This window comes from Streptomyces sp. NPDC050806, from assembly GCF_055586425.1.
This window is the reverse complement of the sequence record NZ_JBVJIF010000007.1, coordinates 332,503-357,519: the sequence shown is the minus strand read 5'-3', so window position 1 is coordinate 357,519 and position 25,017 is coordinate 332,503. Positions and strand designations below refer to the sequence as shown.

At 72.2% G+C, this 25,017-nt stretch carries 26 protein-coding genes; 9 read left to right on the top strand and 17 right to left on the bottom strand.

The features are described from left to right. Nucleotides 1-79: 79 nt before the first annotated feature. Nucleotides 80-592: an FBP domain-containing protein gene (locus ACZ6WH_RS23670; RefSeq protein WP_469730351.1), complete on the bottom strand. Its 513-nt coding sequence runs from the start codon at nucleotides 590-592 to the stop codon at nucleotides 80-82. A gap of 341 nt (nucleotides 593-933) precedes the next feature. Here ACZ6WH_RS23670 and ACZ6WH_RS23665 point away from each other — a divergent pair, with 341 nt between their 5' ends. Further along, on the top strand, nucleotides 934-1,755 hold the full coding sequence (locus ACZ6WH_RS23665; RefSeq protein WP_469730349.1) for a helix-turn-helix domain-containing protein: 822 nt from the start codon (nucleotides 934-936) through the stop codon (nucleotides 1,753-1,755). Then, nucleotides 1,745-1,939 (top strand): DUF397 domain-containing protein, encoded by a 195-nt coding sequence (locus ACZ6WH_RS23660; RefSeq protein ID WP_469730347.1) that lies wholly within the window; start codon nucleotides 1,745-1,747, stop codon nucleotides 1,937-1,939. The genes ACZ6WH_RS23665 and ACZ6WH_RS23660 overlap by 11 nt, the downstream gene beginning before the upstream one ends. Here the strand turns inward: ACZ6WH_RS23660 and ACZ6WH_RS23655 are convergent. Both ACZ6WH_RS23655 and ACZ6WH_RS23650 read right to left on the bottom strand, forming a co-directional pair. Then, the gene (locus ACZ6WH_RS23655; protein ID WP_469730345.1) at nucleotides 1,905-3,155 is read right to left on the bottom strand and encodes a metallophosphoesterase; all 1,251 of its coding nucleotides are present in this window, start codon (nucleotides 3,153-3,155) and stop codon (nucleotides 1,905-1,907) included. The two genes, ACZ6WH_RS23660 and ACZ6WH_RS23655, sit on opposite strands and share 35 nt — an antisense overlap. Further along, complete coding sequence (locus ACZ6WH_RS23650; RefSeq protein WP_469730343.1) at nucleotides 3,152-3,424, bottom strand: SCO4848 family membrane protein; 273 nt, start codon at nucleotides 3,422-3,424, stop codon at nucleotides 3,152-3,154. The genes ACZ6WH_RS23655 and ACZ6WH_RS23650 overlap by 4 nt, the downstream gene beginning before the upstream one ends. Nucleotides 3,425-3,434: 10 nt before the next feature. Between ACZ6WH_RS23650 and ACZ6WH_RS23645 the strand changes: the two genes are divergently transcribed. Then, nucleotides 3,435-4,817, top strand: a complete 1,383-nt coding sequence (locus ACZ6WH_RS23645) for a D-alanyl-D-alanine carboxypeptidase family protein (RefSeq protein WP_469730683.1) — start codon at nucleotides 3,435-3,437, stop codon at nucleotides 4,815-4,817. Between the two features lie 73 nt (nucleotides 4,818-4,890). Beyond that, the gene (locus tag ACZ6WH_RS23640; protein ID WP_469730341.1) at nucleotides 4,891-5,490 is read left to right on the top strand and encodes a hypothetical protein; all 600 of its coding nucleotides are present in this window, start codon (nucleotides 4,891-4,893) and stop codon (nucleotides 5,488-5,490) included. Nucleotides 5,491-5,512: 22 nt separating this feature from the next. Here ACZ6WH_RS23640 and ACZ6WH_RS23635 read toward each other — a convergent pair whose 3' ends face one another. From ACZ6WH_RS23635 to ACZ6WH_RS23610, 6 genes are all read right to left on the bottom strand, one after another. Continuing rightward, nucleotides 5,513-6,424, bottom strand: a complete 912-nt coding sequence (locus tag ACZ6WH_RS23635; protein ID WP_469730339.1) for a YihY/virulence factor BrkB family protein — start codon at nucleotides 6,422-6,424, stop codon at nucleotides 5,513-5,515. 138 nt (nucleotides 6,425-6,562) lie between these two features. Then, the gene (locus ACZ6WH_RS23630) at nucleotides 6,563-7,144 is read right to left on the bottom strand and encodes a 2'-5' RNA ligase family protein (RefSeq protein WP_469730337.1); all 582 of its coding nucleotides are present in this window, start codon (nucleotides 7,142-7,144) and stop codon (nucleotides 6,563-6,565) included. 141 nt (nucleotides 7,145-7,285) lie between these two features. Continuing rightward, nucleotides 7,286-8,299, bottom strand: coding sequence for a tryptophan--tRNA ligase (trpS, locus tag ACZ6WH_RS23625; RefSeq protein WP_361559671.1), 1,014 nt, complete (start codon nucleotides 8,297-8,299; stop codon nucleotides 7,286-7,288). Between the two features lie 84 nt (nucleotides 8,300-8,383). After that, nucleotides 8,384-9,145, bottom strand: coding sequence for an AroM family protein (locus ACZ6WH_RS23620; protein WP_469730335.1), 762 nt, complete (start codon nucleotides 9,143-9,145; stop codon nucleotides 8,384-8,386). 63 nt (nucleotides 9,146-9,208) lie between these two features. Continuing rightward, nucleotides 9,209-10,918, bottom strand: coding sequence for an OPT/YSL family transporter (locus tag ACZ6WH_RS23615; protein WP_469730333.1), 1,710 nt, complete (start codon nucleotides 10,916-10,918; stop codon nucleotides 9,209-9,211). A 41-nt stretch (nucleotides 10,919-10,959) separates the two neighbouring features. Next, nucleotides 10,960-11,937: a DUF1177 domain-containing protein gene (locus ACZ6WH_RS23610; protein ID WP_469730331.1), complete on the bottom strand. Its 978-nt coding sequence runs from the start codon at nucleotides 11,935-11,937 to the stop codon at nucleotides 10,960-10,962. Nucleotides 11,938-12,086: 149 nt separating this feature from the next. Between ACZ6WH_RS23610 and ACZ6WH_RS23605 the strand changes: the two genes are divergently transcribed. Then, entirely contained in the window at nucleotides 12,087-12,893 is an 807-nt protein-coding gene (locus ACZ6WH_RS23605; protein WP_469730329.1) for an IclR family transcriptional regulator, read from the top strand. Nucleotides 12,894-12,898: 5 nt separating this feature from the next. Then, nucleotides 12,899-13,630 carry a dipeptidase PepE gene (gene pepE, locus ACZ6WH_RS23600; RefSeq protein ID WP_469730327.1) on the top strand — a complete coding sequence of 244 codons (732 nt, stop codon included), beginning with the start codon at nucleotides 12,899-12,901 and terminating at the stop codon, nucleotides 13,628-13,630. A 24-nt stretch (nucleotides 13,631-13,654) separates the two neighbouring features. On the opposite strand, the gene ACZ6WH_RS23595 is transcribed toward pepE, so the two are convergent. Both ACZ6WH_RS23595 and pdxR read right to left on the bottom strand, forming a co-directional pair. Continuing rightward, a complete protein-coding gene (locus ACZ6WH_RS23595) occupies nucleotides 13,655-14,401 on the bottom strand; it encodes an SDR family oxidoreductase (RefSeq protein WP_469730325.1) in 747 nt (248 codons plus the stop codon). A gap of 53 nt (nucleotides 14,402-14,454) precedes the next feature. After that, nucleotides 14,455-15,936 carry a MocR-like pyridoxine biosynthesis transcription factor PdxR gene (gene pdxR / locus ACZ6WH_RS23590; protein ID WP_469730323.1) on the bottom strand — a complete coding sequence of 494 codons (1,482 nt, stop codon included), beginning with the start codon at nucleotides 15,934-15,936 and terminating at the stop codon, nucleotides 14,455-14,457. A gap of 47 nt (nucleotides 15,937-15,983) precedes the next feature. Here pdxR and ACZ6WH_RS23585 point away from each other — a divergent pair, with 47 nt between their 5' ends. Both ACZ6WH_RS23585 and ACZ6WH_RS23580 read left to right on the top strand, forming a co-directional pair. After that, a complete protein-coding gene (locus ACZ6WH_RS23585; RefSeq protein WP_432858130.1) occupies nucleotides 15,984-16,469 on the top strand; it encodes a carboxymuconolactone decarboxylase family protein in 486 nt (161 codons plus the stop codon). Then, entirely contained in the window at nucleotides 16,466-17,188 is a 723-nt protein-coding gene (locus tag ACZ6WH_RS23580; RefSeq protein WP_469730321.1) for an isocitrate lyase/PEP mutase family protein, read from the top strand. Before ACZ6WH_RS23585 ends, ACZ6WH_RS23580 begins: the two co-directional genes overlap by 4 nt. 71 nt (nucleotides 17,189-17,259) lie before the next feature. Here the strand turns inward: ACZ6WH_RS23580 and ACZ6WH_RS23575 are convergent, their stop codons facing one another. Continuing rightward, a complete protein-coding gene (locus ACZ6WH_RS23575) occupies nucleotides 17,260-18,429 on the bottom strand; it encodes a trypsin-like serine peptidase (protein ID WP_469730318.1) in 1,170 nt (389 codons plus the stop codon). Between the two features lie 114 nt (nucleotides 18,430-18,543). On the opposite strand from ACZ6WH_RS23575, the gene ACZ6WH_RS23570 reads away from it, so the two are divergent. Continuing rightward, a complete protein-coding gene (locus tag ACZ6WH_RS23570; RefSeq protein WP_469730316.1) occupies nucleotides 18,544-19,077 on the top strand; it encodes a GNAT family N-acetyltransferase in 534 nt (177 codons plus the stop codon). Nucleotides 19,078-19,135: 58 nt separating this feature from the next. On the opposite strand, the gene ACZ6WH_RS23565 is transcribed toward ACZ6WH_RS23570, so the two are convergent. From ACZ6WH_RS23565 to ACZ6WH_RS23545, 5 genes are read right to left on the bottom strand one after another with little or no spacing between them, the layout of a single operon-like run. Further along, nucleotides 19,136-20,128: an ABC transporter substrate-binding protein gene (locus ACZ6WH_RS23565; protein WP_469730314.1), complete on the bottom strand. Its 993-nt coding sequence runs from the start codon at nucleotides 20,126-20,128 to the stop codon at nucleotides 19,136-19,138. Between the two features lie 3 nt (nucleotides 20,129-20,131). After that, on the bottom strand, nucleotides 20,132-22,126 hold the full coding sequence (locus ACZ6WH_RS23560; RefSeq protein WP_469730312.1) for an ABC transporter permease: 1,995 nt from the start codon (nucleotides 22,124-22,126) through the stop codon (nucleotides 20,132-20,134). Beyond that, nucleotides 22,123-22,293, bottom strand: coding sequence for a hypothetical protein (locus tag ACZ6WH_RS23555; protein WP_469730310.1), 171 nt, complete (start codon nucleotides 22,291-22,293; stop codon nucleotides 22,123-22,125). Before ACZ6WH_RS23555 ends, ACZ6WH_RS23560 begins: the two co-directional genes overlap by 4 nt. Beyond that, on the bottom strand, nucleotides 22,293-23,450 hold the full coding sequence (locus ACZ6WH_RS23550; protein ID WP_469730307.1) for a quaternary amine ABC transporter ATP-binding protein: 1,158 nt from the start codon (nucleotides 23,448-23,450) through the stop codon (nucleotides 22,293-22,295). The genes ACZ6WH_RS23555 and ACZ6WH_RS23550 overlap by 1 nt, the downstream gene beginning before the upstream one ends. Continuing rightward, nucleotides 23,450-25,012: a GMC family oxidoreductase gene (locus ACZ6WH_RS23545; RefSeq protein ID WP_469730305.1), complete on the bottom strand. Its 1,563-nt coding sequence runs from the start codon at nucleotides 25,010-25,012 to the stop codon at nucleotides 23,450-23,452. The genes ACZ6WH_RS23550 and ACZ6WH_RS23545 overlap by 1 nt, the downstream gene beginning before the upstream one ends. Nucleotides 25,013-25,017 lie beyond the last annotated feature (5 nt).

Genomic DNA, 25,017 nt, shown 5'->3' with positions numbered 1-25,017 from the left:
CAGGGATGTCCGGGCAGACATCGGTGAACGATCGGCCGCCCGAAAAGCCACCCGGCGGAGGCCACGGCCCCGCCGGGGATCAGCCCTGGTCGCGGCTCTCGGTGACCTTCGCGAGAAACGCGTCGAGGTTGGCGGTCAGCCGGGCGACCTTCTCCTCGACGCTGAGCTGCTCCTCGTAGCGCGCGGCGAGGTCGGGCTTCTTCTTGCCGCGGAGGTAGAGCGGGCAGGCGAGGTCGGCGCAGACGTACGCGCCGACCGTGTTGCCCTGCCGCCCCCTGGCCCCGGCCCGGGGCGCGGCCAGCAGGCTCACCCCGGAACCGCCGTGCCCGGTCAGACAGAGCGAGCAGACCGTGGTCTTGGTGAACGTCCGGCGGATGTTCTGCGGCCGGCGCAGCGTCACGCCGAGCGGCCCGCCGTCCCGGGGCGCGACCAGGTAGGCCCGGTCGGGCGCCTGCGGATCACGCCATCCGAGGAAGTCCAGGTCCTCCCACGGCAGCCCGTCCAACCCCGCGGGTATGTTCAGCCGCTTCGCCTCCCCCTTCGAGCAGTTCACGAAAGAGGCGCGGATGTCGGATTCGGACAGTGGTTCCATAATTCCGGAAGCTAACAGCCGGGGTCTCAGGTCGTCGCCTGATTTTCGTGCGCCTCGCGGTGGTGATTGCGCAGCATGACCCGGGCGTCCGTCTCCCGGCTCCGGTCGTGTGCCACGCGAGCGGCCCGCTCCATCCGTTCCAGCAAGGCGCACTGCTCACAATCGGGCCGATACGGCGGAGCGGGCAGCGGAAGGGACGAGGGCGGCTGTACGGCCATCATGCGGAAGTACTCCTTCGAGGGGCGGGGCCAGGCTCTTGCCCACCAGCCTGACCCGGCGTCCCTACGCTCGGCAGCAGGTGACACGTGACAACGGGTCCGTCACCGAAGGGGGTCGGTCACATGCTGGGTGAGGGCATTCCGGAATCGCGCGCGGCGTACGGAACCGAGCTGCGGCAGCGCCGCGAGTCCGCCGGTCTGACGCAGGAATCGCTGAGCCAGCGCGCGATCATGTCCCGTACGCACATCGCCCACATCGAGGCGGGCCGACGCAAGCCGTCGCTGGAGGATGCGCGACGGCTGGACCAAGTCCTGGCGACGGGCGGGTTCTTCGAGCGGTTTCTGCCGACGCTGGACGACCGGACGCTGGCCAACTTCTTCTCCACGGCGGCCGAGCTGGAGAAGCGGGCTGCGATCATCCGCGAGTACTCGTCGACCCTGGTGCCGGGCCTGTTGCAGACCGCGGCGTACGCGCGAGCGGTACTCCGCTCCTACTTCCCGCCTCGGACCGACGAAGCCTGTGACAAGATCGTCGTCACACGACTGGGGCGGGCTCGTATGTTCAACGACCCCACGAGGCCGGTGATGTGGGATCTGCTCGACGAAGCGGTGTTGCGACGCCCTGTCGGCGGACCGGCCGTCATGGCCGAGCAGCTTCGCCACATTGCCGCCCTGGGTGAGAGCGAACGCATCCGGGTGCACATCCTCCCCTTCTCGATCGGGGTGCACCCGCTGATGGAGGGCTCGGCCATGCTCATGTCGTTCGACGACGCACCGCCCGTTGTGTACGCGGAGGGCCTCAAAACCGGGCACGTCATCGACGACTCGTCGACTGTCCGGCAGTGTCACGCCTACTACGAACTGGCCCTGAGCGACGCGCTCTCGCACTCGGACTCGCTCGCCATGCTCAGAGCCGTGGCAGAGGAGTACGGCTGTGTGGCGTAAGTCGAGCTACAGCGGCACCAGCGCTGGCAACTGCCTTGAAGCAGAAATCAATTGTGCGGGCCGCGTCCCCGTCCGCGACAGCAAGGACCCCCACGGCCCCGTGCTGATATTCGGGGACGCCGCCTGGGAGTCCTTCATACGCGGGCTGGTCACGCGTCCCGCGCGGCCAGCTGCACGACCGTGACATCGGGCGGGGCACCCACCCGGACCGGTGGGCCCCAGGCGCCCGCGCCTCGGGTGACGTAGAGCTGGGTGTCGCCGTAGCGGTCCAGGCCCGCGACGGTGGGGTTCGCGGCGGCGGCGATCAGGTTGCCGGGCCAGAGCTGGCCGCCGTGGGTGTGGCCGGAGAGCTGGAGGTCCACACCGTGCCGTACCGCCTCGTGGATCATCACCGGCTGGTGGGCCAGGAGGACCGAGGCGCGGGCCGGGTCGCGGTCGCCGAGGGCGCGGGCGTAGTCGGGGCCGTCGGCGTGGTTCTCGCCGGAGATGTCGTTGACGCCGGCGAGGTCGAAGCCGGGCAGCTCGACGCGGGCGTTGCGCAGCGGGTGGACGCCCAGTTCGCGTACGTGGTCCACCCACTCCTCCACGCCGGAGAAGTACTCGTGATTGCCCGTGACGAAGTACGCGCCGTGCCGCGCCGACAGTGTGCGCAGCGGCTCGGCGGCGGGGCCGAGGTCGGCGACGCTGCCATCGACCAGGTCGCCGACGATCGCGATCAGATCGGGGCCGGTGCGGTTGACCGCCTCGACGATCCGCTGGGTGTGGGCGCGGCCGAGGATCGGGCCGAGGTGGATGTCGCTGACGACGGCGATGCGGTAGCCGTGCGCGGCGCGCGGCAGCTTGGCGAGGGGGACGGTCACCCGCTTCACGCGGGGCCCGCTGAGCACGCTGTACGTGCCGTACCCGACGGTCGCGGCCGCTGCCGCCGTCGCGCCGACGGCCACCGAACGGGCGACGAAGAGGCGGCGGGAGGGGGCCGGGGGCGGGGAGCCCTCGGTTGCCGGTGTCGCCTCGGGGCCGGGAAGCGGCCCGCCGGCCGGGGATGTCTCCGCCACTGGCGCCTCGGCGCGCTCCACAGCGACCGCGTCACGTGCCGGTACCCGTAGCCACACCGCCCGTACGACCTCGCCGATAAGGAGCGCGAGGGTGAGGTAGAGGACGAGGGCGAGCCAGAGGTAGCCCGGCCAGGCGAAGAGCTGCTGGAGGGGGAACGGGGCGCCCGTGCGGGGCACGACGAACGCGCCGAGGATCAGCAGCGGCAGCACCACGGCGAGCACGGTGCCGGTCCGGCGCGCGCCGCTTCCGGGAGAGGTCGTGTCGCGGACGAGGCGGCGCCAGAGGTACCAGTGCACCCCGCCGATCAGCGCGAAGATCGCCGCGATGACCAGGACGAAGATCACGTAGCGGACTTCTCGTCCGCCGGGGCCGCGGTACCGCCCCGCAGGGCCCGTACGCCACGCAACCCGATCACGCCGATTGCCGTCCCCAAGAGAAAGGACGTCACGGCGAGCGCCAGATGCACCCAGAAGTAGGCAGTCGGGTCACCTGCGTCATCGAAGGCGAGACCACTTCCGTCCTTGACCAGATTCTTGACGAAAGTGATCCAGATGAACCAGCTCCACACCCCGAAGGCGAGCAGGAACCAGGAGACGGGGCGCGAGAGCTTCATGCCTTCCAGTATGAGCGGCGGGCCGGCGGCGCCGTCGGCAGGGGCCGTGTCTCACGGGGCGCCCGCTACCGGGACGGGCGCTGCGGGTACGTTCACCGACGTGCCGACGATTCCCCCCTCCCCCGCGCTGTCCCCGTCCCCCGCCGCCGCACCCGCCCGCGCCCGCCGCCGTACCGGCCGCAGGGCCGCGGCCGCCGCCCTGGTGTGCGCCGCGCCGCTGGCCCTGGCCGCGCCCGCGCACGCCGATGATCCGAAGCCTTCGAAGACACCGCAGCCGCCCGCCACGATGTCCGCGGTCGGCGGCGACCGGCTGGCCGAGTCCGGTACCCAGGTACAGCTGAAGGAGGGCGCCCCGAAGCTGCCGAAGGGGCTCTCCGCACGCTCGTGGATCGTCTCCGACCCGGAGTCCGGCGAGGTGCTCGCCGCGCACAACGCGCACTGGCGGCTGCCGCCCGCCTCCACGCTGAAGATGCTCTTCGCCGACACCCTGCTGCCGAAGTTCCCCAAGACCGAGAAGCACAAGGTCGAGCCCGAGGACCTGGCGGGCATGGGCGAGGGCAGCAGCCTGGTGGGCATAAAGGAGCACCAGACCTACACGGTCCACGACCTGTGGCTGGGCGTCTTCCTGCGGTCGGGCAACGACGCGGTGCACACCCTGGCCGCCATGAACCACGGCGTCCCGCAGACCGTCCGCGACATGCAGGCCCACGCCGACCAGCTGAACGCGCACGACACGCACGTCGTCACCCCGGACGGCTACGACGCGAAGGGGCAGGTCTCCAGCGCGTACGACCTGAGCCTGTTCGCCCGCTCCGGGCTGCAGAACGCCGACTTCCGGGAGTACTGCTCGACGGCGTTCGCGCAGTTCCCCGGCGAGGCGAAGAAGGGCAAGAAGCGCGAGACCTTCGGCATCCAGAACACCAACCGGCTGCTCACCGGCGTGTACGGCGGTAAGCCGTACGAGGGCATCGCGGGCGTGAAGAACGGCAACACCACCAACGCGGGCGCGACCTTCACCGGCGTCGCGCAGCGCGGCGACAAGGTCCTCCTCGTCACGGTCATGAACCCGGCGAAGGACGAGGCGAACGAGGTCTACAAGGAGACCGCTTCGCTGTTCGACTGGGGTTTCGCGGCGCGCGACAAGGTCGAGCCGGTGGGCCGGCTGGTCGGCCCGAAGAGCAAGGAGGGCGACGCCAGCAAGCACAGCGCCGCCAAGGGCCACGGCAAGCACTCCGCCGCGCACCTGGCCGCGACGGACGGCGCCGAGGGCCGGAACGGCGCGTGGACCGCGCTCGGCATCGCGGGCGGCGCGGTGGTGGTCCTGGGCGCCGTGGCCCTCGCGGTGCACCGCCGCTGGCCGCTCCCGGAGCTGGTGCGGCGCCGCGGCCGCTGAGGCGATGGCATTTCGCCTCTCCAGTGCAGGGGAAGACGGCTGCCCGAAGCGGGGAAATCTCTGATCAGAACGAGTGAACCGCTCGGGCGAAGGCGAGGACGACCCGCCCTCCGGGGCACATTCTGCATTGCGGAAATTCCCGGAGGGCGAGGTGATGGAGTTGGTTCCCGTGCTGCCGCCGAACATTACCGATGTGATGGACGAGCAGGCCAGGGCATGGTGCGACACGCCATGGAGGGCGGTGGAGGCCGGCCTGGGCGACGACGGCCGTTACCACGGGACGTACCACGTGGACATGGCCTCGGACGTCGGCGAACGCGCCCCCCATCGGCCACTGCTGCACGCCTCGCTCCTCGCCGAGCTGGTGAACTTTCATGCACTGCTGTCGATCACCTTTGTCTACGCCACCGGGCGGCACTCAGCTTTCGCGAAGCTGCCCAGGGTGGAGCCGGCAGAGTTTCGACGCCGTGCGCTGCTGACCGGTCTGCAGCTGTCGCTCAAGGAGCCGGTTTTTGAAAGCCGAATTCCCATTTCCTACACATTGGATGAGGCTTTCGACAAATGGGAACGGCATCGCATGATTTTCTTCAACGGATCCGCTGAAGCGGCCGGAGGTAAGCATGTCGCCAAAGTAGAAGGCTGCGTCAACTTCCGGGACCCGATCGACGCATGACCCACGGCAGCTCGGTCCCGCTTCAGGCGGCGTCCTCCACGGCGCCGCCCGCCGGCGGGGCGTCCGGCACCTCGACCGGCTCGTCGGCCGGCTCCTGGGTGGCCGTCCACGCCGCGCAGAAGACCAGCAGCTTCGCCGTGAAGTTGATCCACAGCAGCAGCGCGATCGGCGTACCGAACGCGCCGTACATGCTCTTCGCCGCGACGCCCTGCAGATAGCCGCTGAGCGCGTACTTCAGCACCTCGAAGCCGACCGCGCCGATCAGTGACGCCACGACCACCGCGCGTCGCGGCGGCTCAGCGCCGGGCAGCTGGGTCAGGACGTACGCCAGCAGCAGGAAGTCGGCGAGCACGGCGATCAGGAAGCCCGCCAGCTTCAGCAGGACGCTGCCCGCGCCGTCCTCGGGGATGCCGAGAGCCTGGGCGACCCGGCCCACCGCGGCCGAGGCGAACGCCGAGCAGGCCAGCGAGACCACCGCCACGCCGCCCAGGCCCAGCAGCAGGGCCCCGTCCCGGGCCTTCGCGACGAAGAAGTTCCCGTCCTCGTCGTCGGTCTCCCACACCGCCCGCAGGCAGTCCCGCAGCGACTGGACCCAGCCCACCCCCGTGAAGATCAGCGCGGCACCGGCGATCACTCCGACCGTGCCCGCGTTGTCCACCAGCGCCCCCACGTCCAGCTGCTCGGCGATGCCGGGGACCTGCTCGGTGAGCTGGTGCTGGAACTGGCTCAGCTGCGCGTCGGTGAGCGTCGCGGCGCCGACCGCCGCCGAGACCGTGAGCAGCGGGAAGAGCGCCACGAAGCTGGTGAACGTGATGGCGGCGGCCAGCCGGGTCCAGTGCACGCGGTCCATCCGCTGGTACGCCCGCCACAGGTGCGTACGCATCAGCCACACCACGGCCGGACCGATCAGCGGCAGCCTGGTCAACCACTCCATGAGCCGTGTGTACCCCCTCCGGCCGGCGTCCCGTCCGGCGGAACACTAACCTCCGGATGGCCGAACGACGCGCCGACGCGCGGGGGACACCGCAGGTGGAAGGGGCCCGCGGGGTGTACCGCGAAGGCCGGAAAAGGGCTAGTGGGAGGGGGCCGGCGGCCGGGAGAGGTCCACCTGCCGGGGCACGCCCGCCACCGGCGCGCCGAAGGGGTACTCCCGCTCCAGCCGCCAGACGCCGTCCGCGCCCTGCTGGTACAGCGCGAAGCCGCCGATCGTCCAGGCCGCCTCAAAGTCCGCCAGCTCCCGCTGCGCGCGGTCCATCGCCTCCTCGGAGATGCCGTGCGCGACGGTGACGTGCGGGTGGTACGGGAACTGCAGCTCACGGGCGCACGGCCCGGACGCGGCCCGGATGCGCTCCTGCAGCTCCGTGCAGCCCTCCTTGCCGTCGACGAGCCTGACGAAGACGACGGGCGAGAGCGGACGGAAGGTGTCCGTGCCCTTCAGCCGCAGCGTGAAGGGCCGGAAGTCCGCCGCGACCTCCGCGAGGTACTCCTCGACCCGCGGCAGGTCGGCGGGGTCGGCCTCGGTGGGCGGGAGGAGGGTGACATGCGTGGGGATGGCATGCGCGGCCGGGTCACCGAAGGCCGCGCGCTGCTCCTGGAGGAAGCGGCCGTACGGCTCCGGGACCGCGATCGAAACGCCGAGCGTTACGGTCCCCACTGCGTTCTCCTCCCTGAAAAGGATGGTTTCCCCGGTTGCCAGTGTGCCGGGTGCGCCGCCGTTCCGGCGAGCGTCGTCGGTCCCGCCCCGCCGGGACCTCCGGCCCCCTTGGCGGGGCCGGCGCCGTCCCGGCCGCACCGGTCAGTGCTTGGCGGGCAGGAAGCCGATCAGGTCGTACGTGGTGGCCAGCGTCTCGGCGGCCACCGCGCGCGCCTTCTCGGCACCCTTCGCCAGGATCGAGTCCAGCGTCTCGGGATCGTCGAGGTATTCCTTCGTACGGTCCCGGAACGGTGTGACGAAATCGACCATCACCTCGGCGAGGTCGGTCTTGAGTGCGCCGTACATCTTGCCCTCGTAGTCCTTCTCCAGCTGCGGGATGTCCGTGCCGGTGAGGGTGGAGAGGATGGACAGCAGGTTGCTGACGCCCGGCTTGGCCTCGCGGTCGAAGCGGATCACGGTGTCCGTGTCGGTCACCGCGCTCTTGATCTTCTTGGCCGTGACCTTGGGCTCGTCGAGCAGGTCGATGATGCCCTTCGGTGAGGAAGCCGACTTGCTCATCTTGATCGTCGGGTCCTGAAGATCCTGGATCTTCGCGGTCTCCTTGACGATGTACGGGTTCGGGATCGTGAACGTGTCACCGAAGCGCTGGTTGAAGCGGTCCGCGAGGTCACGGGTCAGCTCCAGGTGCTGGCGCTGGTCCTCGCCGACCGGGACCTGGTTGGCCTGGTACAGCAGGATGTCCGCGACCATCAGCACGGGGTACGTGAAAAGGCCGACCGTCGTCCGGTCCTGGCCCTGCTTCGCCGACTTGTCCTTGAACTGGGTCATGCGGGACGCCTCGCCGAAGCCGGTGAGGCAGTTCAGCACCCAGGCGAGCTGCGCGTGCTCGGGGACGTGGCTCTGGACGAAGAGGGTGCAGCGCTCGGGGTCCAGACCGGCCGCGAGCAGCTGGGCGACCGCGACGCGGGTGTTCGCGCGCAGCTCCTTCGGATCCTGCGGCACGGTGATCGCATGCAGGTCCACGACCATGTAGAACGCGTCGTGGGACTCCTGGAGGGCTACCCACTGGCGGACCGCGCCGAGGTAATTGCCGAGGTGGAAGGAGCCGGCGGTGGGCTGGATACCGGAAAGCACACGCGGACGATCGAGAGCCATGGCACACATTCTCTCAGGTCCCCGGGGCGGCCCGGCCGCCGGTGGGAATACCGCCGGGTACGGCCGGAACCGGGGCCCCGCCGCTCACTCCGGGCGAGCGCCGCGCGCGGCGGCAACGGCCGTGGCCGCCTCGGCGGCGAGCCGGACGGCGAGGGTACGGGCGAGGAGGACGACAGCGCCGGGCGCCACCGCGTCGGCCGCCGCCGCACGCATCCGCCCGGTGTAGCCGATGCAGTCCAGGACCAGCCACCGGGCACCGGCGGCGGCCAGCTCCCGGGCGGCCGCCGCCACGGCCTCGGGGGCGCCCGGCGCGTACGGGTCGGCGGCGGCCACCGAGACCGGGCCCGGCAGCAGCTCCGCCCAGCGGCGGCCCACGTCCTCCCGCTGGGCGGGCAGCGGGCAGACCACGCCGACCGCGGCACGGTCCGCCAGGGCCCGTACGCCCTGCTGCACCAGGGGCTCGGCGTGGAGCAGCGGCCCCGCACCGGGCACGGCCGGGAAACGGCCCGTGCACAGCAGCAGGGTGGCCTCGGCGCCGTCGCGCTCGCAGCGGGCCACGGCGTCCCGCATACGGGGCGCGAGGGCGTCGTGGCCGAGCACGACGGAGGAGCCGTCGCGCAGCCGGGAGACCAGGGGCGCCTCGCCCTCGACGGGAGCCAGCGCGGCACGGGTGCGCTGGCCCTCCGGGCCGTCGAAGCGGTCCTCGTCGAGCGCGCCGTGCTCGACGACGCCGAAGCCGGCGAGGAGCGGACGGGCATCGTCGGTCAGGTCGGTGCGGGGCGCCTGGCCGATGGTGACCAGGCCGAGCGTGGGGGGCCGGACGGGGCGCTGCGGGGATTGCTGCACGGGGGTCCTTTCGTGGCGGCGACCGGGCGGGTCCGGGGCCGCCGCCCGCTCGCCGGGCGGGGCTCAGAACGCCTTGTAGATCTGGCTCACGTCGTTGAGGGAGCTGCCCGCGACCAGACCGGCGCCGACCAGGGCGAGGTCGTTGTCGGCGGTCTCCCCGGCCGTGCCCGGGTCGGCGTTCTCCCGGGCCGCGCGCCGGCGGCGGTGGCGGACGTAGGCGAAGCGGGCGGCGAGCGCGAGCAGCACCAGCCAGCCGGCCTGCGGGGTGGCGACCAGCAGGCCGGTGGCCAGCAGGACGCCCATCTGGCGGGAGGAGCCGCCGAAGAACTGGATGAGCGCTCCGGGGATCGCCCACAGCGCCATCATCGTCAGCGCGTGCCCGTCGGTGAGGCCGGCCTTGATGGTGTCGACGTAGACCTGGGCGACCGGCGGGACCCGGCCGTCCGAGAAGAACGGCTTCCAGGCGACGGCCACCACCACGACGGCGACGGCGAAGCCGACGAGCTGCGCGAGGTACTGCTGCCGGCGCCCGGCCATCTCGTACGGGTGCCACGGCACGGCGCCCTTGCGCAGCAGCCAGCCGGCCTTGAAGTCGAAGCCGACGTCGGCGAAGGCGGGGCCGGTGGACGCGGCGTACCCGACGAGGAGGGCGAGGGGGACCATCGGGATGCCCACGACGAGCCCGACGATCAGGAAGATCAGCGTCACCGCGAAGGCGGGGAACCAGCCGGAGTGCATGGCGGCGAGGCCGACGATCAGCTGGTGGACGAGGGCGGCGAACCCGGCGAGCAGCACCCAGCCGACCAGCCCGGCGCCGGACATGTCGGCGCTCACGCCGCCGGCGAAGGCGATCAGGACCGCACCGGTCAGGAAGAGCACCAGGCCCTCCAGCAGGCCGCGGCGCAGCCGGGCGGCGCTGACCGTACGCAGCCCGGCGTCGAAGCGGTCGTCCTCGGTGGTGCCCTGCCGCGGGGTGCCGGATTCGTCCCCGGTGGCCTGCGGTCCCTTGCGGCCCTTGCGGTCGCGCATCATCAGGACCGCCTGGACCAGGGCCACCAGACCGGCGCCGATCATGACGCCGTGCGGCACGTGGTTCGCCGCGAGGTCGACGTGCAGGACGGTCGGCGCGTACTGGGCCACGAGCAGGCCGATGCCGAACATCAGCAGGGCCCAGATGTTGCCGAGGAACGCCACGCCCGCCGCGCTCATCGGCAGCTTGAAGAGGGAGCCGGCCAGGCCGACGACGGCGCTGAGGCCGAGCATCCCGGCCTTGCGGCCGCCCTCGTCACCGGCCTTGATCGTCTCGGCCGCCGCGATCCCCGCCGGCCAGGCCGCCGAGGCGGGCAGCAGGCGGGAGTCGAAGGCCCGGTAGAGCACCCAGCTGTCGACGGCGAGCCCGATGACGGCGCCGCCCAGCATCGGCCACACCAGGCCGGGCCGCCCCAGGAGGAACGGTACGGCGATGGGTGTGACCAGGGAGTTGGCGGCGGCGAAGGTGGAGCCGGAGATCGCGGACTGCACCAGGTTCTGGCGGTGCGGGTCGCGCATGCGGGACAGCGCGGCGAAGGAGATCCGGCCGATCAGCATGGCGATGAGGGCGCCGATGACCGAGGTGTTGGGCGCGATGCCGAGGGTGGTGATCAGCACGAGGCCGATGACCGAGCCGAGCACGGACAGCACGATCGTCACGACGAGCGTGACGGGCTCGAAGGCTCTGGGGTGCCGGCCGGGCGCGGCGGGCGCGGCCGGGGCGGGGGCCGGGGTGGGACGCATGGGGAGCTCCGGGGGCGGGACGGGTCAGTGGGCGGTCGGCTTCAGTCCTCCGCAGTCGCCTGCAGCTGCTTCATCGGGCCGTACAGCTCCACCAGCCGGGCGAACTCCTCGGCGTCGTGGAAGCGCAGCACGCCCCGGCCGAACTCCTTCGCCGTCTCCACGGCGAAGCGCGCGGCGGCGGCGATGTCGGTCTCGTGGCTGGCGCCCGTGGCGCAGCCGGCGACCGCCGGGCCGGTGGTGAGCGCGAGGCCGACCACGGGCGCGTCGGTGGCCACGCACGGCTGCATGATCGAGTTGATGTGGTGCACGCCGTTGCCGTACGGGGTGATGTCCTGCGTGGTGATCGGCAGGACGTGCGCGTCGGCGCCGGTGACCGTCTCCAGTACGCCGAGCAGGGTGTCGCTGACGCGCAGGATCCAGCCCTCCTTGACGGTCGGCGACAGGGCGAGGCCGCGGTGGTTGAGGAGGCGGTTGCCCTTGGTGGTGTCGATGGAGACGACCGCGTCCATCTCCGGGGAGATCTCGTTGCGGTTGCAGTCGAGGATCGAGACCGGCGAGTCCATGAAGGGCACCGGCTCGTGCGGGCGGGTGGGCGCGTCGGGGCACACGTGGGTGCTGAGGACGACGTCGCCCTCCAGGACGTCGCCGCGCCCGTACATGTCGAGCAGCTTGGCCGCGGCCGCGAGGGCCGAGACCGCGCCGTCCGCGTCGGAGACCAGGCCGGTGCGCTCCGGGCGGGCGCCGACGCCGCCCAGCCGGCCCAGGACGCCGAGGGTCGGCGCGCCGCCGCCGGCGGCCCTGCCGCGGCTGCCGGGGACGACGACCTTCACGAAGTCGGTGCCGCCCCGGTGGCCCTCGACGCGCGTGACGGTGATCTCCGGCTTCGGCCCGGCCGGCAGCGCGTCGCCGGTCTCGCCGGCGGCCGTCTCCAGGACGGAGCGCAGGTGGTCGGCGAGGAGGCGGCCGCTGGTGCGCGGCCGGTCGAGGAGGTCGAGGACTTCGAGGACGTGCTTGAGCACGGGGGCTCCTTGGGGCGCGTTGGTGCGAGGGAGTCGGACCGGGGCCCGACGTCCAGCAGCCTGCTCCCGTGTTTTCTTTTTCAGCAACCATTTCTCTATATGAGAGAAGGCGTCTCGCATACCGCCGTCGGGGTGCCTAGGATGCCGACGTGACCGCAGAACGCGCCCCCCTCCAGACCGTCGACCGCGCCCTCCAGGCCCTGCTCGCCTTCTCCCAGGACCGGGACGAGTGGGGCGTGACCGACCTGGCCGCCGAGTTCGGCTGGGACAAGTCCGTGGCGCAGCGGCTGCTCGCCTCGCTCACCCACCGCGGCTTCCTGGTCTCCGACGAGGTGACCCGCCGCTACCGCCTCGGCCCCGCCGTCTGGCACCTCTCCACCGCCTGGGAGCGGCACGGCGGCATGGCGGGGCTGGTCCGCCCTGCGCTGCGCGAGCTGGCGGCGGCCAGCGGGTTCACGGCGCTGTTCGCGGTGCCGGACGGCGCGCACCTCCGCTGCGTCGAGCCCGCTGAGGGCGCGTCCGGGCCGCTGCGCGCGTACCGGCTGTCGGACGAGCTGTACCCGGGGCACGCCGGGGCGACCTCCCGCGCGTACTTCGGCATGCTCTCCCCCGGCGCCCGCGCCACGCTGCTCTACGGGCGGCCCATGGCGCGTTTCAGCGACCGTACGGTGACCGATCCGGAGCGCCTCGAAGAGCTGATGTGCCGGGTGCCGGTGGACGGTTACGCGTACTCCGAGGGCGAGTACGACCCGGCCACGGCGGGGCTGGCGGTACCGGTGCTGGTCCGCTCGCACCCCGTCGGCTCCCTCACCCTCGTCGGCCCGCACGAACAGCTGAGCGGCCCGCGGGAGGAGCTGCTCCGCCCGCTGCGATCCGCCGCCACGGCGCTCGGCGAGCTGCTCTCCCCGCGCCGCCACGGCCGTCCCGGCCGCCCCACCGCCCCGAAGAAAGGCTGATCCCGATGAAGCTGCTCCTGCTGTCCAACTCCACGGCGCCCGGCCGGGAGTACCTCGTCCATGCCCGCGACGCCATCGCGGAGCATCTGCGCGGCGTCTCCGAACTGCTCTTCGTGCCGTACGCGCTGGCCGACCACGACGGCTACACGGCGAAGGTCGCCGCGTTCATGGAGACGCTCGGCATACGGGTGCGCGGCGTCCACACCGGTGATCCGCGGCAGTTGGTGGCGCGCGCCGAGGCGGTCTTCATCGGCGGCGGCAACAGCTTCCGGCTGCTGAAGTCGCTCCAGGAGCACGGGCTGCCGGCCGCGATCCGGGAGCGGGTGGCGGCGGGCGCCCCGTACATGGGTTCCAGCGCGGGCACCAACATGGCCTGCCCGACGCTGCGCACCACCAACGACATGCCCATCGTCCAGCCGGACGGCTTCGCGACGCTGGGGCTGCTGCCCTTCCAGATCAACCCGCACTACCTGGACGCCTCCCCGGACACCTCGCACATGGGCGAGACCCGCGAGGAGCGGCTGACGCAGTTCCTGGAGGAGAACGCCGTCCCCGTCCTCGGCATGCGCGAGGGCACCTGGCTGCGGCGCGACGGCGACCGGCTGGAGCTGGCCGGAGTGGCGGCCGGGGCGCGGCTGTTCACGCCCGGCGCCACGCCGTCCGAGCACGGCCCCGGCACCGACCTGAGCACACTGCTCACGGCCGACGCCCGGTTCGACGTACGCGGCGCCGGCTAGCGGAGCCCTGCGGCCGGGCGGGCGTCAGCGCCCGCCCGCGACCCGGAGGACCGTCCCGGTGGTGTACGAGGCGTCCGGCGAGAGCAGCCAGGCGATGGCGGCGGCGATCTCCTCGGGAGCGCCGGGGCGGCGCAGCGGGATGCCGGGCGCTGCCTGCGCGGCGCGGTCGGGGGCACCCATGGCGGCGTGCATGTCGGTGTCGGTGATGCCCGGCGCTACGGCGTTGACCCGGACGCCGTCCGGGCCCAGCTCCTTGGCGAGCCCGACGGTGAGCGCGTCGAGGGCCGCCTTGGAGGCGGCGTAGTGGACGTAGTCGCCGGGGCTGCCGAGGGTGGCGGCGGCCGAGGAGACGTTGACGATCGCCCCGGTCCGGCACGGGGCCATGACCTGCGCCGCGCGGCGGCAGCAGAGCAGGGCGCCGAGGACGTTGACGTCGAGGACGCGGCGCAGCACATCGGTGCCGGTGTCGGCGAGCCTGCCGAGCGGGCCGGACACGCCGGCGTTGTTGACCAGTCCGGTGACCGGGCCGAGCCGGTCGGCCGCCGTGTCGAACAGCCGCTCCACGTCGGCCTCTTCGGCGGTGTCGGCCCGTACGGTGACGCAGCGGGCCCCGGCGGCGCGTACCGTCTCGGCCGTGCGCTCGGCGGCCTCGGCGTCCCGTACGTAGGTCAGGGCGAGGTCGTGGCCGTCGGCGGCGAGCCGGCGGCAGGTGGCGGCGCCGATGCCGCGGCTGCCGCCGGTGACGAGGGTGACGGGGCGGGTGGCGGTCATGCGGCGGCTCCGGGCGGTGGTCGGTCGGGGGCGTGCGCGGTGCGGGCGGGCGGTCAGGGAGCCGGTGGCAGGGACCGCAGGAGCGCGTCCAGGGCGCCCGAGAAGGCGTGGTCCGGCGGGCGGCCGTAGCCGACGACCAGGGCGTCCGTGGGCGCGTCCGGGCCGGGCCGTCCGTCCGGGCCGGGCCGGTCGTCCGGGCGGGAACGGTCGTCCTGGCCGGTGGGCGGCAGGGCCGTGAAGGTCGCCAGGCCCTCCAGGGCGAGGCCGTTGCGGCGGGCGGCCCGCAGCGTGGCCGGTTCGGTGCCCGGGGGCAGGCGGAGGACCACGTGCAGTCCGGCGGCGAGGCCGGTGACCCGGACGTGCGGCGCATGGCCGGCGAGCGCGGCGGCGAGCTGGTCGCGGCGGCGCCGGTAGCGCAGCCGCATGGTGCGCACGTGCCGGTCGTAGGCGCCACTGGAGAGGAATTCCGCGAGGGTCAGCTGGTCCAGGGAGCCGGACTGCCACTCGCCGGTGCCCTTCAGGTCGAGCAGCGGCGCGACGAGCCGCTCGGGCAGCACGAGCCAGGAGAGCCGGAGGGCCGGGGCGAGGCTCTTGCTGGCGGTGCCCAGGTACACGACGTGGTCCGGGTCCAGGCTCTGGAGGGCGCCCACCTGCCGCCCGTCGTACCGGAATTCGCCGTCGTAGTCGTCCTCCAGGACCAGGCCGCCGGTCCGCCGCGCCCAGTCCACGGCGGCGGCGCGCCGGTCCGGGTGCAGCGGTACGCCGGTGGGGAACTGGTGCGCGGGGGTGAGCAGCGCGGCGCCGGGCCGGCCGGTGAGCGTGTCGGTGCGGGCGCCGTGCGCGTCCACCGGGAGCGGTACGGTCCGCAGCCCGGCGCGGTCCAGTACGTCGCGGTGGAAGGGCAGGCCGTAGGACTCCACCGCGGCTTCGCGGGACCCGGCCTGCCGCAGCAGCCGGGCGAGGAGGGAGAGGCCCTGCATGAATCCCGCGCAGAGGACGATGCGGTCGGGGTGGGCATGCACGCCGCGGGCGCGGGCGAGGTAGTCGGCGAGGACGGTCCGCAGTTCGGGCCGGCCGGCCGTGGTGCCGTACCCGAAGGCCTCGCTCGGCGCCGTGGTGAGCGCCTGCCGGGCGGCGGCGAGCCAGGCTGTGCGGGGGAAGGCGGAGACGTCGGGGGTGCCGGCGGTGAGGTCGTAGGCGGGCGGCGGGGGCACGACGGGCCGCTGCGGCCGGCTGCGGGCCGGCGCGGGGGCCGCCGGGGGCCGCGACACGCGCTCCGCCACTCGGGTGCCGGACCCCTGGCGTGCGGTGAGCCAGCCTTCGGCGACCAGTTCGGCGTAGGCCTCGGCGACGGTGTTGCGGGCCAGCCGCAGGTCGGCGGCGAGGGTGCGGGAGGACGGCAGGCGGGTGCCGGGCGCGAGCCGCCCGGTGCGTGCCGCGTCGCGCAGGGCGTGCACGAGGGCGGCACGTTTGCCCTGGGTACCGGGGAGATCCAGGTACAGATCGCGCCCGAAAGCGGCCCAGGAATCGGTCATGGAAATGGACCATACCGAGGGACCGGTCCGGACGTAGCGTCGGACTCATGACGACGAACACGACGACCGGCCAGGGCGCCGGCACGCACGGGCCCCGCCTGAACTGGTCGGAGCACGCCCCCGAGGTCTTCAAGGCCATGCTCCGCCTGGACACGGCGGCCAGGAAGGGCCTCGACCCCGCTCTGTGCGAGCTGGTCAAGATCCGGGCCTCGCAGCTCAACCAGTGCGCCTACTGCCTCGACATGCACATCACGGACGCCCGCAAGGCCGGCGAGACCGAGCAGCGGATCTACTTCCTCAGCGCCTGGGAGGAGGCCGCCGCCGCGTACACCGAGAAGGAGCAGGCGGCGCTCGCGCTCACGGAGGCCATCACGGTCCTGACCGACGGCTTTGTGCCGGACGCGGTGTACGCACGCGCCGCGGCGCACTTCGAGGACGCCGAGCTGGCCCAGCTCATCGCCATGATCACCACCATCAACGCCTGGAACCGCTTCGGCGTGACCTGCCGGCTGACGCCGGAGTCCCTGAAGTGACGGCGGCGCGGCTGCGCGCCCTGCACCACGGCCGGGCCCCCGGCGACCCGCTCGTGCTGCCCGGCCCCTGGGACGCCGCGAGCGCGCGGGTCTTCGCGGACGCCGGTTTCGAGGCGCTGGCCACGCCGAGCGCGGGGATCGGCGAGTCGCTGGGGTACGGGGACGGGCACACCCCGGCGGACGAGATGTTCGCGGCCGTCGCCCGGATCACCCGGGCGGTCGACGTGCCGGTCACCGCTGACGTGGAGGCGGGGTACGGGCTGCCCGCCAAGGAGCTGGTCGAGCGGCTGCTGGAAGCGGGGGCCGTGGGCTGCAACCTGGAGGACTCCGACGCGGCGACCGGCACCCTGCGGGACGCCGGGGAGCAGGCGGAGTGGCTCGCGGAGGTGCGGGAGGCCGCCGGCGACGCGCTGGTGATCAACGCCCGGATCGACACGTTCCTGCGCGGCGTGTCCGGGGCAGCGCCCGCCGTGGAGCGGGGGCTGCGGTACGTCGCGGCGGGCGCGGACTGCGTGTATCCGATCCTCGCGCCGCCGGAACTGCTGGCTGAGCTGGCCGCGGGCATCGGCGCCCCGGTCAACGCGGTGGTCGTGCCCGGCGGCCCTGCCCCGCGCGAGCTGGGCGCCGCGGGCGCGTCCCGTGTCACCTTCGGCGGCGGGCTCCAGCACGCGGCGACGGAGACGCTGCGCGGGGTGGCGGCGGCGCTGCGGGCGGGCTGAACGCACGCGGTGGCCGCTTCCGTACGGGTACGGAAGCGGCCACCGGACGTCCTACCGTCGCGCGCCCCGCGTCACTGCCCGGCGTACTTCTTGCTGATCGCGTCGAAGACGCCCTCGGCCTCAGGGCCGAGGTGCGGGCCGGCCAGCCAGGTGTGGTCCAGCGAGCCGATGGAGCTGTTGGAGACGAGGGAGAGTTCGCCGTTGCGGTCGGCGAGCCAGCCGCCGCCGGAGGTGCCGCCGGTCATGCTGCAGCCGATCCAGTGCATGGCCGGGGTGGACCGGGCCATCGTCAGCCGCACGGGCCGGTCGAGGCAGTTCATCATCTTCGCGCCGTCGTAGGGCGGGGCCTGCGGGTAGCCGATCGCCTTGACGCCGTCGAGGCCGCCGGTCACGCCGTTGCCCTGGGGCGCGTCGAACCAGACCGGGACGGAGGTGCCGACGGTCTCCTCCAGCGACTTGCCGCCGCCGTTCTCCGGCTTCACGTGCAGCACGGCGAAGTCGTAGGCGGACGCGGCGTTGCCGCTGTGGCCGCCGCCTTCGATCCACTGCGTGGAGGTCTGCGACCAGTCGGCCCACCAGGTGCCGTACGGGCTGACGTTCTGCTGCGAGGAGGCGGCGACCTGGTTGGCGGGCAGCCCGCTGTCGTTGTACGAGGGCACGAAGACGATGTTGCGCATCCAGCCGCCGCTGCTGCCGGAGTGCACGCAGTGGCCCGCGGTCCACACCAGGTTGGACTTGCCCGGGTTGGCGGGGTCGGAGACCACGGTGCCGGAGCAGACCATGGGACCGTCGGGGCTGTCGAAGAAGATCTTCCCGATGGGCGCCATGTGCTGGTGGTACGGGCGCTCGACCTGCTGGGCGGTCACGGGGCGCGGCTCGGGGTCGGTGGCGCCGCTGCCGCCGGAGCCGGTGCTCTGCGTGGTCACCACGGGGGCGTCCTCGGCCTTCGCCATCCGGGACGGCTTCCACAGGTCCTTGATGACGGGGTTGGCGAACTCGGACGCCTTCCGGGCCCAGGTCTCCTTGTCCCAGTTCTGCCAGCCGCCCTGCTCCCACTTCTTCAGCGAATCCAGGCTCTTGGGCAGGCCGTTGGGCAGCTTGGGCAGGCCGGACGAGCCGCCGGCCTCCGCAGCGCTGTCCTGGCCCGCGGCCTTGGTGTCCTCAGGCCCGCAGGCGGTGGCGGTGACGAGCAGTGCGGCGACCGCGACTGCGGCTGCTGCGGTACGGCGTATGGATGGCATGACCCTTACTCCCCGTTATGACCTACTGTGCGACTGGCAAATTGTCATGACCCCATTCAGGGCCCGCCCTACTATGCCGCCAAGTTGGGGTTGACGCGCGAGTAGGGGCTTGTGATGCACGTCTTACTGGAGACGGAACGGCTGCTTTTGCGCGCCTTTTCGGGGGCGGACCTGGACAATCTGCGTGAGCTGCACGCGGATCCCGAAGTCATGCGATTTCTGGACAGCGGACGGCCGGCGCCCGGACTTCTCGTCTCGCGGTACGCCGGCCCCGCGCAATTCGGATACTGGGCCGCCGAGGAACGGGAAACCGGCGGGTTTGTCGGCTGGTTCGAATTCCGGCCCGTACGCGAGGACCGCACGGACGAGGTCGAGCTGGGATACCGGCTCCGGCGCTCCGCCTGGGGAAGGGGCTACGCCACCGAGGGCTCCCGGGCGCTGCTCGACCGGGGCTTCACGGAGCTGGGCGTGGTCCGGGTGACGGCCACGACGATGGCCGTGAACACGGGATCGCGGCGGGTGCTGGAGAAGTGCGGCTTGCGGTACGTCCGCACCTGCCACGAGGAATGGCCGGACCCGCTGCCGGGCGCCGAACACGGTGACGTGGAATACGCGCTGACCGCCGCGGAACGGGCCCGGTCCGCATGACGACGGCCGGGCACCCCCGAGGAGTGCCCGGCCGTATCACCGCCGGTGTTTCAGCGGGTCACTTCTTCGGCAGCCACTTCTGCCATACGTCCGGGTTCTTCTTCACCCAGCTCGCGGCCGCGTCCTCCGGGGACATGTGCTTGGACGCGATGAGCTCCGAGACGTAATTCTGGTCGCCCACCGACCACTTGAAGTTCTTCAGGAACTTCGCCGCCGAACTGTTGCCCTTGACGAAGTCGGCGTTGAAGAACTTCTGCAGCGGAGTCGTCGGATAGGCACAGTCGATCGTCGTCGGATCCTTGGTGCCCTTGTCCGCGCAGTCCTTCGTGTACTTCGGGAGCTTGACCTCCTTCAGCGGCAGCTGGTTGAAGAGCCAGTGCGGCTCGTACCAGTACGTCAGGAAGGGCTTCTTCTCCTTGGCGAACTGCTGCATCTGCGTGATCTGGGCCGCCTCGGACCCGGCGAAGACGACCTCGAAGTCCAGGTCGAGATTCTTCACCAGGGCCTTGTCGTTGGTGACGTAGGACGGCGAACCGTCCATCAGCTGGCCCTTGTCACCGCTCTCGGCGGTCCTCAGCTGCTTGGCGTACTTGTTGAGGTTCTTCCAGTTCAGTACGTCCGGGTGCTTGTCCGCCCAGTACTTGGGGACCCACCAGCCGATGTGGCCGTCGACGCCGAGATCACCACCGCGGGTGATGGTCTTCTTCTCGTCGATGTACAGCTTCTCCTGGGTGGGGTGGCCCCAGTCCTCCATGATCGCGTCCACCCGGCCCTGGCTGAGCGCGTCCCAGGCCGGGGTCTCGTCCACCTGGACGGTGTCGACCCGGTAGCCCAGCTCGTGCTCCAGCAGGTACTTGGCGACCGCGACGTTGGACTGCGCGCCCACCCACGTCTGCGTGGAGAGGGTGACCGTCTTGGTCCCGGCAGCCGCCGCGAACGGCGACGTCTGCTTGGTCATGTCGGCCTTGCCGCAGCCGCTGAGGGCCAGCAGGACGACTCCGGTCAGCGCCGTCGCGCCGACGGCGGTGGTCCGCTTACGCGTGAGAGTCATGGCTCAGGCTCCCTTCCCCGCGCGGCGGTCCGTGGGCTGCGTGACCCGGTCCAGCATCAGGCCCAGGCAGACGATGGCGATACCGGCGATCATGCCGAGGCCCAGGTCACCGGTGGACAGGCCGGCGACGACGTCGTAGCCGAGCGCGCCACCGCCCACCAGGCCGCCGATGATGACGACGGCGAGGACCAGCACGACGCCCTGGTTGACGGCCAGCAGCAGCGCGGGCCGGGCCAGCGGCAGCTGCACCTGGCGCAGCTGCTGCCAGCGGGTGGCGCCGAGCGACTGCGCCGACTCCATGGCGGCCGGGCTGACCTGGCGCAGGCCCTGGGTGGTGATGCGGATGACGGCGGGCAGCGCGTAGACGACGGCCGCGGCGGCGGCCGGGGCGCGGCCCACGCCGAACAGCGCGACCACCGGGATCAGGTACACGAACTGCGGCATGGTCTGGCAGACGTCCAGCACCGGCCGGAGGATCTTCTCCATCCGGGCGCTGCCGGCCGCGAGCACGCCGACGCCGATGCCGACGACGAGGGTGACGACCAGCGCGGACAGCACCTGCGACAGGGTGTTCATGGACGGCACCCAGACGCCGAGCACGCCGATGACGGCGAGCGCGACGGTCGCGGTCAGCGCGGTGCGCCAGGTGCCGATCAGCCAGGCCAGCGCGGCGACGATCAGCAGCGCACCCCACCAGGGCAGTGCGGTCAGGCCGTCACGGAGCGGGTTGAGCACCCAGGAGGTGAAGCCCGCCGCCCAGTCGGCGGTGCCGCCGATGACGGGGATGCCGGAGTAGAGGTGGTCCACCATCCACTCCTTGAACTCGTTGACCGGCGGCGCGATGTCGGTGACCGCGGCGGACGGCCAGATCAGCGAGCCGGTGAGCCGGCCCACGACGGCCGCGAGCACGGTCACGACGGCGACGGCGGGCCAGACGAACCGGCCGCGCAGCCAGCCGGGCCCCGTGCCCTGCTCGGTGCCGAGCCGCTCGCCGGCCTTGGCGGTGGTGCGGTCCATGACGATGGCCAGCAGCACGATCGGGATGGAGGCGGCCAGCGCGGAGCCGACGTCCACGGAGGCCAGCGCCTGGTACACGCGGTCACCGAGACCGGCCGCGCCGATCATCGAGGCGATGACCACCATGGACAGCCCCATCATGATCGTCTGGTTGACGCCGAGCAGCAGTTCCTTGCGGGCCAGCGGCAGCCGGGCGGTCAGCAGCCGCTGCCGGCCGGTGGCACCGAGCGAGGACACGGCCTCCAGGACGCCGGCGTCGGCGCCGCGCAGGCCGAGCGCGGTGAGCCGGGCCATCGGCGGGGCCGCGTAGATCACGGTGGCGAGCAGCGCCGCGGGGACGCCCATGCCGAAGACCATGACGAACGGCAGCAGGTACGCGAAGGCCGGCAGCACCTGCATGGTGTCCAGGACCGGCCGCAGCACGCGGAACATCCGGTCCGAGAGGCCGCCGACCAGGCCGAGCACCGCGCCCACGACGACCGAGACGAGCACCGCCACGACCATCAGGGCGATGGTCTGCATGGTCGGCACCCACATCCCGAGCACGCCGCTGACCAGCAGCGACACCAGCGCGGTCGCGGCGATGCGCAGCCCGGCGACGCGCCAGGCGACGAGGGTGACCAGCGCGGTCACGCCGGTCCAGCCGAGCGCGAGGAGGCAGACGTAGACGGCGCGTACGGAGAGGACGATGCCGTTGGAGAGGTGGCCGAGGAAGTAGACGAAGAGCCAGTGCGAGTCGCGGTTGTCCACGATCCAGGTGCTGGCGTCGCCGAACGGACCGGAGAGGTCGACGGTCAGCGCGTGCGGCCACACGCCGCTCGCCCACTTGGCGTTGACGAGGGGCACGAGGACGGCCGCGGCGACGGCGAGCACGAGGAGCTTGCCGAGGGCGCCGTGGCGCAGCGAGGCGGTGAGGCGGGCAGCGCGCGGGGCGGCGCCGGCCGGTGCGGTGGTGGCGGGGCTGGTCGTGGCGGCACTCACACGCGCCCCCGCTTCGCGGTACCGGCCGGCACGTTCAGCGCGGCGGCGCGCTGCGCTTCGTGCCAGTACCGGCGGGCCGCGGCACGCAGCCCTCGCAGGGTCAGCGGCCGGGCGGCCGCGGGGCGGGCTCTGAGGTTCAGCGTCACGGGGACGGTACGGGGATGCATCAGACGGCCGCCTTCCCCTGGTCCGCCGCTTCCTCGTCCGCCGCGTCCTCGGCGGGGTCCGCCTCGTCGAGGCGGGCCACGACGTTGAGCAGGCACTCGTGGTCCACGACGCCCAGGCAGCGGCCGTCCTCGACGACGCGCGCCGCGCCGCCGGAGCGGACCACGGTCTCGATCGCGTCGGAGATCAGCGTGTCGGGGGCGAGCGTGGCGCCCTCCCCGGCCTCGGCGTCCTCGGCGGGCCGCATGGCGCGGCGTACGGTCAGGACCTGCTCGCGCGGCACGTCGCGGACGAAGTCCCGGACGTATGCGTCGGCCGGGGAGCCGACGATCTCCTCGGGGGTGCCGAGCTGGACGATCTTCCCGTCCCGCATCAGGGCGATGCGGTCGCCGAGCAGCAGGGCCTCGGCGAGGTCGTGGGTGATGAAGACCATCGTGCGGCCCTCGTCCTTGTGCAGGCGGATGACCTCTTCCTGCATGTCGCGCCGGATGAGCGGGTCCAGCGCGCTGAAGGGCTCGTCGAAGAGCAGGATCTCGGGGTCCACGGTGAGCGCGCGGGCCAGGCCGACGCGCTGCTGCTGGCCGCCGGAGAGCTGGCCGGGGCGGCGCTGCTCCAGTCCGCCGAGGCCGACCTTCTCGACCATCTCCATGGCCTTGGCGCGGCGTTCGGCCTTGCCGACGCCCTGGATCTCCAGCCCGTAGGCCACGTTGTCCAGCACCGAGCGGTGCGGCAGCAGGCCGAAGTGCTGGAAGACCATGGCGGCGCGGTGCCGGCGCAGCTCGCGCAGCGCGGACTTGTCCATGCCGCGCACGTCCTCGCCGTCCATCTCCAGGTCGCCGCTGGTCGGCTCGATGAGCCGGGTCAGGCAGCGGACGAGGGTGGACTTGCCGGAGCCCGAGAGCCCCATGACGACGAAGACCTCGCCCTTCTTCACGTCGAAGGAGACGTCTCGGACGGCGGCGGTGCAGCCGGTCCGCTCGCGCAGCTCCTGCGCGGAGAGGCCGGTGAGGTCGGCGTCCCCCGGCACCTTCTCGGCCTTGGGCCCGAAGACCTTCCACAGGTTGCGGACGGCGAAGACGGCGTCCTGCCCGGCCGCCGAACCCTCCGGCGCGGTGGGGGACTTGTCGTTGGCGGATGCGTCGATGACGGTACCGGCCATCACGCATCACCTCCCTGGGTCGGGGTCTCGGTGAGAATCTCGGCGCACTTCTCCCCCACCATCAGGACGCCGATCATCGGGTTCACGGCGGGCATCGTCGGGAAGACGGACGCGTCCGCGATACGGATACCGCTGAGCCCGCGAATCTTCAACTGCGGGTCGACAACGGCCAGTTCGTCGTCCAGGGCACCCATCTTGCAGGTGCCGGCGGGGTGGTAGACGGTGTGCGCGGCCTTGCGCACGAGCTCGCTGATCTCGGCGTCGTCGGTGACGTCGGGGCCGGGGAAGACCTCGCACTTGAGCCACTTGGCGAACGGCTCGGCCTGCGCGACCTTGCGCGCCAGCTTGATGCCGTCGACGAGGGTCTGCCCGTCGTAGTCGCCCTCGTCCTCGAAGTACTTGAAGTCCAGCGCGGGCTTGACCTCGGGGTCCGCGGAGGTGAGGTAAAGACGGCCGCGGGCCCGGGACTTGGGGATGTTCGGGGTCATCGACACACCGTGCGGGGGGCGTTCGTAACCCAGCCGCTCCGGGTTGTCGGTGAAGGGGATCTGGTAGAAGTGGAACATCAGGTCCGGGCCCTTGTGGTCCGGGTCCCGCTTCACGAAGAGGCCCGCGTCGGAGTCCATCGCGGAGTTGCCCGGGAGCGGTCCGTTGGTCTCCCAGACGATGACCGACTCGGGGTGGTCGATGAGGTTCTCGCCGACGCCCGGCAGGTCGACCACGCAGTCGATGCCCAGCGCCTCCAGGTCCTTCCTCGGACCGATGCCGGAGTGCATCAGCAGCCGCGGGGTGTCCACCGCACCGGCGCAGACCAGCACCTCGCGGCCGGCCTCCAGGTAGATCTCCTCGCCGTCCTTGGTACGGACGTGGACGCCCTTGGCGGTGGTGCCGTCCAGCTCCAGCTTGTGCGCCCAGGTCTCCAGCAGCAGCGTGAGGTTCGGGCGGTCGCCGGCCTCCATGTGCGGGTGCAGGTACGCGACGGAAGCGGAGGACCGCTTGTTGTTCTCCGGGTGGTACGACAGGTCGAAGAACCCGACGCCCTCCTCGAACGGCTGGTCGTTGAAGCCGACGACCTCGGGCACGCCCAGGGCGGTCTTGGTGGCCTCGATCCAGTCCGAGGCGATCTCGTTCTGGTCCTTCTTCGCCACCCGCACGATGTTGTTGCGCAGCTTGCCGAAGTACGGGTCCATCGCCTTGGCGTTCCAGCCCTCGGCGCCCGCCGCTTCCCACTCGTCCCAGTCGGACGGCAGCGGCTTGAAGGAGATCAGGGTGTTGTGCGACGAGCAGCCGCCGAGGACCTTGGCGCGGCTGTGCAGGATGTGCGAGTTGCCGCGCGGCTGCTCGGTGGTCGTGTACTCGTAGTCCAGGTCACCGCCGAGCAGGCCGAGCCACTTGCGCAGCGTCAGCACGTCCTCGCGGTCGATGTCGGACGGGCCGCCCTCGATGACGGCGACGGTGACGTCGGGGTCCTCGGTCAGGCGCGAGGCGATCACCGAGCCTGCGGTGCCGCCGCCGACGATCACGTAGTCCGCTGACATCTTCTTCGCTGCTGCGGGAGGCATGGGTA

Bases quoted from the DNA above. Each gene is read 5' to 3' on its own strand.
- ACZ6WH_RS23670 (WP_469730351.1), bottom strand. From the start codon at position 592: ATGGAACCACTGTCCGAATCCGACATCCGCGCCTCTTTCGTGAACTGC.
- ACZ6WH_RS23665 (WP_469730349.1), top strand. From the start codon at position 934: ATGCTGGGTGAGGGCATTCCGGAATCGCGCGCGGCGTACGGAACCGAG.
- ACZ6WH_RS23650 (WP_469730343.1), bottom strand. From the start codon at position 3,424: ATGAAGCTCTCGCGCCCCGTCTCCTGGTTCCTGCTCGCCTTCGGGGTG.
- ACZ6WH_RS23645 (WP_469730683.1), top strand. From the start codon at position 3,435: ATGAGCGGCGGGCCGGCGGCGCCGTCGGCAGGGGCCGTGTCTCACGGG.
- ACZ6WH_RS23635 (WP_469730339.1), bottom strand. From the start codon at position 6,424: ATGGAGTGGTTGACCAGGCTGCCGCTGATCGGTCCGGCCGTGGTGTGG.
- trpS (WP_361559671.1), bottom strand. From the start codon at position 8,299: ATGGCTCTCGATCGTCCGCGTGTGCTTTCCGGTATCCAGCCCACCGCC.
- ACZ6WH_RS23615 (WP_469730333.1), bottom strand. From the start codon at position 10,918: ATGCGTCCCACCCCGGCCCCCGCCCCGGCCGCGCCCGCCGCGCCCGGC.
- pepE (WP_469730327.1), top strand. From the start codon at position 12,899: ATGAAGCTGCTCCTGCTGTCCAACTCCACGGCGCCCGGCCGGGAGTAC.
- ACZ6WH_RS23595 (WP_469730325.1), bottom strand. From the start codon at position 14,401: ATGACCGCCACCCGCCCCGTCACCCTCGTCACCGGCGGCAGCCGCGGC.
- pdxR (WP_469730323.1), bottom strand. From the start codon at position 15,936: ATGACCGATTCCTGGGCCGCTTTCGGGCGCGATCTGTACCTGGATCTC.
- ACZ6WH_RS23585 (WP_432858130.1), top strand. From the start codon at position 15,984: ATGACGACGAACACGACGACCGGCCAGGGCGCCGGCACGCACGGGCCC.
- ACZ6WH_RS23575 (WP_469730318.1), bottom strand. From the start codon at position 18,429: ATGCCATCCATACGCCGTACCGCAGCAGCCGCAGTCGCGGTCGCCGCA.
- ACZ6WH_RS23570 (WP_469730316.1), top strand. From the start codon at position 18,544: ATGCACGTCTTACTGGAGACGGAACGGCTGCTTTTGCGCGCCTTTTCG.
- ACZ6WH_RS23565 (WP_469730314.1), bottom strand. From the start codon at position 20,128: ATGACTCTCACGCGTAAGCGGACCACCGCCGTCGGCGCGACGGCGCTG.
- ACZ6WH_RS23555 (WP_469730310.1), bottom strand. From the start codon at position 22,293: ATGCATCCCCGTACCGTCCCCGTGACGCTGAACCTCAGAGCCCGCCCC.
- ACZ6WH_RS23550 (WP_469730307.1), bottom strand. From the start codon at position 23,450: ATGGCCGGTACCGTCATCGACGCATCCGCCAACGACAAGTCCCCCACC.
- ACZ6WH_RS23545 (WP_469730305.1), bottom strand. From the start codon at position 25,012: ATGCCTCCCGCAGCAGCGAAGAAGATGTCAGCGGACTACGTGATCGTC.